The organism is Sphingomonas sp. LaA6.9, assembly GCF_022601895.1.
Lineage (GTDB): Bacteria > Pseudomonadota > Alphaproteobacteria > Sphingomonadales > Sphingomonadaceae > Sphingobium_A.
Map to the genome: position 1 here is coordinate 1 of NZ_JAKVIO010000083.1, position 4,976 is coordinate 4,976.

Below are 4,976 nucleotides of genomic sequence, written 5' to 3' on the forward strand. Positions count from 1 at the left end.
AAAGATCGTGTCGGCGAAGGCCTGCCCCTCGCGGATCGCGATGGGGGTGAGCTGGATACGATTGGTGACGTCGCCCAACATCCCGCTGAAGCGTGACGGATAAAGCAAGAGTCTATAGATCAATAATTGTTGAAAAATGATCTATAGAGCGCCATGCTATAGATCATGCGCTGGAACTGGCAACAACGCGATTGGCCCGCCTTCTCCTACGATGCCGAGGCATTGCGGGCCCAGGAGGCGCGCTTTCTGAAAGGCGCGGGTGTCATGGTGGGCGCCATGAGCCATCTTGACGAGGTCGATCGCCAACAGCTGACGATCTCCATTATGGCTAAAGAAGCCGTCGACAGCTCAGCCATTGAAGGCGAGGTGCTCGACCGAGCGAGTGTCCAGTCTTCGGTCGCAAGACACTTGGGCATCAAGGCCGATGCACGCCGTGCCAGCGCGGCAGAAGCTGGGGCCGCCGAGCTCATGGCAGACCTCTATCGCAGCTACGCCGAACCACTTTCGGACGACACGCTATGCCGATGGCACGCGATGCTGATGAATGGCCGGCGCGACCTGACGGAAGCCGGGGTCTACCGCACGCACGCGGACCCGATGCAGATCGTCTCGGGAGCACTACATGCGCCAAAGGTGCATTTTGAAGCGCCTCCATCCGAGGTCGTCCCAGAGGAAATGGCTGCCTTCATCCGCTGGTTCAATGAAAGCGGACCGATGGGTTCAGCACCCGTTAGCGTTCTGGCGCGCGCGGGAATCGGGCACCTCTGGTTTGAATCGATCCACCCTTTCGAAGACGGGAACGGCCGTCTTGGGCGTGCGCTTGCCCAAAAAGCGCTCGCGCAATCGCTGGATGCGCCGGCTATCACCTCGCTGGCCGAAGCCATCCAGAGCAATCGAAAGGCCTATTACGAGCACCTGCACCGAGCCAGCCTGTCCAACTCCATCGACAATTGGCTGACCTGGTTTGCCGATGTCGCTCTGACAGCCCAGAAAAGGAGCACGGAGCATGTCGAATTCCTGATCGCAAAGACACGATTGCTCGACCGCTTGCAGGGCATGATCAACGCAAGACAGGAGAAGGCCCTCCTGCGGCTTTTTGCGGAAGGGCCCGACGGTTTCAAAGGCGGTCTGAGTGCAGCGAACTACCGCACGATCACCGAGGCGCTCTCCGCCACCGCGACACGTGATCTGACCGAGCTTGTCGAACTCGGCGCCCTGCGGAAGGAGGGTGAACTGAGGTATACGCGGTACTTTCTCAGGATCGGCAGTTAGAGCGACGCCCCGCCAGCCTCCCCGCGGCTTGGACCAAAACCTATCGATACCTGCGGGGCAACATCTGTGGCCTTCAAAGTCGCCAACAAAAGTCACTCGTCGAAATGTTCCTTGGCCATGGCCAGCGCCCGCTCAGGCGCCTTGGGCTTTGTGTCACGATTTGTGTCATCGTTTCGCTTGACGATCGACCTCCCCTCCTAATAGACTTCAAAAATCCGCAGATTTCTGCGGCTTTCGGGAGGTGTTAAACGAGGCCGTCGTTCGCTCGACCAGATTTGTAAACCGAAGGTCGGGGGTTCGAATCCCTCATCCGGCACCACCCGAATCACTGAGATTCGGCGCCCAAGTCATTGATGCACGGCGATTATCGATCATTTTAGCTGAGACTGGGCTAGCCTGGGTTAGCCTCGGCTAGACGGCTATTGTGCCACGATTTGTGACGAGTTGTGACCTGCCCCGGGCAATTTCCTCCAGTTGTGATTAGAGTCCGGCCTTCACTGAGCTGCACCCGGAACTTGGACCGCTCGGATGGTGGCTTTCCAGCGTGCCGGCCTTGTTCCAGGGCTCGTTCGTGCGCTCCATCACGATCAGATCGTCGGGGAAACAGCGTTCCTGGAAGCCAAGTGCATCCTCGAAACTGCCACCCAGCCAGCGGTCATAGTCCTCAGGCATCAGCAGCACGGGCATGCGGTCATGGACCGGGCGGATCGCCTCGTTGCAATCGGTCATCAGGCCCGAATAAACCGGGCCCCATTCGTCGCTCACGCGCCATAGCCCTGCCCAGGCGGCGACTGGCTGATCGGTCACCGAAAACCATGTCTTGGTCTTCGCGCCCTTCGGTCCCTCGGCCTCGGCGAAGTGACTGAGCGGGATGAGGCAGCGCCACTGCGGTTTGCGTGCAAGTCCGATCCACATCGGTTTTCTGAGGTCAGCGATATTGTTGACCGGCCTGGGCTTGGACTCGGGTTTCATCCCCTTGAGGCGCAGCGGAAACCCCCAGGTCATCGAGTGCATGACGCGCTCGCCCGCTACCTCGTGGACGACCATGCCGGGATAGCCGGGATAAATCTCCTGCGGCGCGTTCGAGGCGCCAAAGGATTTCACCCTGAAATGTGCCGCAACCTCGTCACGGCTCGGACGCAAGGCATATTGGTTGCACATGGCGCTCGCCTATATCACGAAAGCGCGGCACCGACACATGGGCCAGGCGCTACAGGAGATCGAGCTGTGGCTGGGCGATCGTGGGCAACTTGCCGCTGCGCCATAGATCCTCGCTTTTCAGCACCTCCATGCGTTCGGCGGCGAACGGCGCACGGAACTGGAACTCGATCACGTCGCTGATCGAGCCGTGGAGCCACAGCGCATATTCATGGGGCTCGAGCAGCACGGGCATCCGATCATTGGTCGGCATGACCGCGGCATTGGCGTCCATCGTCATACCGGCATAGACCGGCCCCAATTCTGGAGTGCTGCGGCAAAAGCCCGCCCAGCAGGCAATGGACTGGTCCTTCACAGAGAACCATGTGCGCGTCATCGCACCCGGAGGCCCGTCGGGATTGCCGAAATGCGTGAGCGGAATGAGGCAGCGATAGCGTGGGTCGACCACGATCTGCTCCCACATCGGGTTGGTGAGATCGGCGACAAGGCCGACGCGTCCCGGCGGATCGCCGCTGAGCCGCATCTCGCGCGTGAGCCTTGGAAAGCCCCAGCTCAGCCGCTTCAGCATCCGCCGTCCCTGGTTCTCGATCGCGACAAGATGCGGGCAGCCCTCGATCACCTCATAGGGAGGGCTGAGCGCATCGCTCGGTTCGGCATCGAAGTGGCACGCGATCTCCTCGACGCCCGCCATCACCGCATGAAGCCTGGACATGATCGGGTTCCACTCACAGCGACTCGTTGGATAAGCTTATCATGGAACAAATACAGAACGAAATGGGGTGCGGCATCGGTGCAACCGAGACGTCACGCGCCTTAGCTTCTTCAAAGCCTTAGCAGAGCGCTGTTGCCAATGTTCGTTCTTTGTTCCGATAATGCGGCATGCCGAATCGCCAACCCTTTTCGCTCGACGACCTGCGCCTCCATCTGGCGATCAGGCTGGCGGTCGCCCCGCGCTTCTGGTTCCGTGATCTCTGGGCGCCAAAGAACCGCTCGAAGGACGTCGTACGTGACCAGCTAACAGACCATCTCGTCCAGGGCCTCTCTAATCTGGAAATGGTGCGGCTCATCCCCGATGACGAGCCCGATCCCTTTGCAACCGCGGGCGCGCGCTTCCGTCGTCTGCCCGAGGATCCGGTGGGAAAGTCATGACGATCGCGTCGCCCAATCCGATGAAGGACCTGTTCGACGCGGCAGCAAGGCACAAGACGCTGCGCTTCACGTGTCGCTGCGGGCATAGCGCGATCTTCGACGGCCATGCGCTGTGGTGGCGCTTCGAAAAGAAGGGCTGGAACGATGCGCTGAGACTGGTGCCCTTGCATATGCGCTGCGGCAAATGCCGCGCGCTCGGACGACCCAAAATCCCGCCGCGCCTCGAACTCACTGACCTCGACAACGACACTGACCTGCCGATGCCGAGCGAGGAAGACTGGAAACGCGCGCTCCGGCGGAGACGCTGACGGAAAGGAAGGAAATCAATGACGATACTGATCGAACCCGATTTCGATCGGCTGAGGATCTCGGGCGATATCGAGCAGGAGATCACGCTCACCCCCGATGACGAGGGCCTGGCGCGTTTCTCGATCGCGCTCAGCGACGGCACGCTGCTTGCGGTGCGCTGGGACGGTGAGAGCCACAGCTTTGCGGTTGCGCGCGATGGTGCCGGCATCACCACGATCCGCCCTGCCGGGGCAAGCGAAAGCGTGCGCCATGATTTCCCCATCGACTGGGCGGTGGTCGTGCCCGCAGGCGAGGTGGCCGAGCGACGGCCGGGTCGATCGCCGTTGCCGCTGTTTCCCGAACAGGATGCGCCGGCAATGAGCGCGTGAGGCCACGCCCGTTGCGGCCCCGATCGCAACTAATCGCCAGCAGCGCCGCCCTCCCTTCGGGAACCGTTGCAGGACCGAAAGAGTCTATAGTTTGCGATCCACGAGATTGCAGCGTCATTGGAGGACATCATGGGTCTGATCATCATTCTGGTTGTGGGCGCTCTCGTGGGATGGGTCGCGGGCATGATCATGCGCAGCGGCGGTGGAATCCTGTTCGACATCGTAATCGGCATAGTCGGCGCACTGATCGCAGGGTTCCTGTTCGGGGGCGGCGCATCGATTATCAACGCGCCCCTCAACCTCATGGCGATCCTCTACTCGCTGGTCGGGGCCATCATTCTCCTGGCAATCGTGAAGTTGATCAGACGGGCTTCATAGGGCGGCAGATCGCCGCACGACGGATCAATGCGAGCATCATGATTACTGGCCGCTTGCGCAGGGCAGACTATGGAGCGTGCGGACACAAACGCGGACGTTCTTCGTTTTGCAGATGTGGGTACAAGCCCATGACGAGCCCGAAGGAAATCAGTTCATGATCAGTGTAATGGAGGACGAGCGAAATCCGCTCGCTGAAAGATTTCGCGCCTTTGTCAAACGTCCCGACTTTCCCTGTGTGGGAGCCAAATCCGCCCTTGCACGACAGCAAATGCATATCATCATCGCGCGTGACATCACGTCGGGCTGGGATGACTTGAGGATCTACCCGCAGCTTTGCAAGCT

7 protein-coding genes and 1 pseudogene are annotated in these 4,976 nt (G+C 60.4%); 6 read left to right on the forward strand and 2 right to left on the reverse strand.

Annotation, left to right across the window (positions count from 1 at the left end; translation table 11 throughout):
- Positions 1–165 precede the first annotated feature (165 nt).
- Positions 166–1,272: a Fic family protein gene (locus tag MKI88_RS21110; RefSeq protein ID WP_241633525.1), complete on the forward strand. Its 1,107-nt coding sequence runs from the start codon at positions 166–168 to the stop codon at positions 1,270–1,272.
- 480 nt (positions 1,273–1,752) lie between these two features.
- On the opposite strand, the gene MKI88_RS21115 is transcribed toward MKI88_RS21110, so the two are convergent.
- Positions 1,753–2,433: an SOS response-associated peptidase gene (locus MKI88_RS21115; RefSeq protein WP_241633526.1), complete on the reverse strand. Its 681-nt coding sequence runs from the start codon at positions 2,431–2,433 to the stop codon at positions 1,753–1,755.
- 49 nt (positions 2,434–2,482) lie between these two features.
- Positions 2,483–3,142, reverse strand: a complete 660-nt coding sequence (locus MKI88_RS21120; protein ID WP_241633527.1) for an SOS response-associated peptidase family protein — start codon at positions 3,140–3,142, stop codon at positions 2,483–2,485.
- Positions 3,143–3,309: 167 nt separating this feature from the next.
- Here MKI88_RS21120 and MKI88_RS21125 point away from each other — a divergent pair, with 167 nt between their 5' ends.
- The 5 genes and pseudogenes from MKI88_RS21125 to MKI88_RS21145 form a co-directional block, all read left to right on the forward strand.
- On the forward strand, positions 3,310–3,579 hold the full coding sequence (locus MKI88_RS21125; protein WP_241633528.1) for a hypothetical protein: 270 nt from the start codon (positions 3,310–3,312) through the stop codon (positions 3,577–3,579).
- Positions 3,576–3,887: a hypothetical protein gene (locus MKI88_RS21130; protein ID WP_241633529.1), complete on the forward strand. Its 312-nt coding sequence runs from the start codon at positions 3,576–3,578 to the stop codon at positions 3,885–3,887. Before MKI88_RS21125 ends, MKI88_RS21130 begins: the two co-directional genes overlap by 4 nt.
- Before the next feature lie 18 nt (positions 3,888–3,905).
- Positions 3,906–4,256, forward strand: coding sequence for a hypothetical protein (locus tag MKI88_RS21135; protein ID WP_241633530.1), 351 nt, complete (start codon positions 3,906–3,908; stop codon positions 4,254–4,256).
- A gap of 129 nt (positions 4,257–4,385) precedes the next feature.
- Positions 4,386–4,634, forward strand: coding sequence for a GlsB/YeaQ/YmgE family stress response membrane protein (locus MKI88_RS21140; RefSeq protein WP_241633531.1), 249 nt, complete (start codon positions 4,386–4,388; stop codon positions 4,632–4,634).
- 154 nt (positions 4,635–4,788) lie between these two features.
- Positions 4,789–4,976, forward strand: a pseudogene (locus MKI88_RS21145) (YqcI/YcgG family protein); the annotation flags it as partial.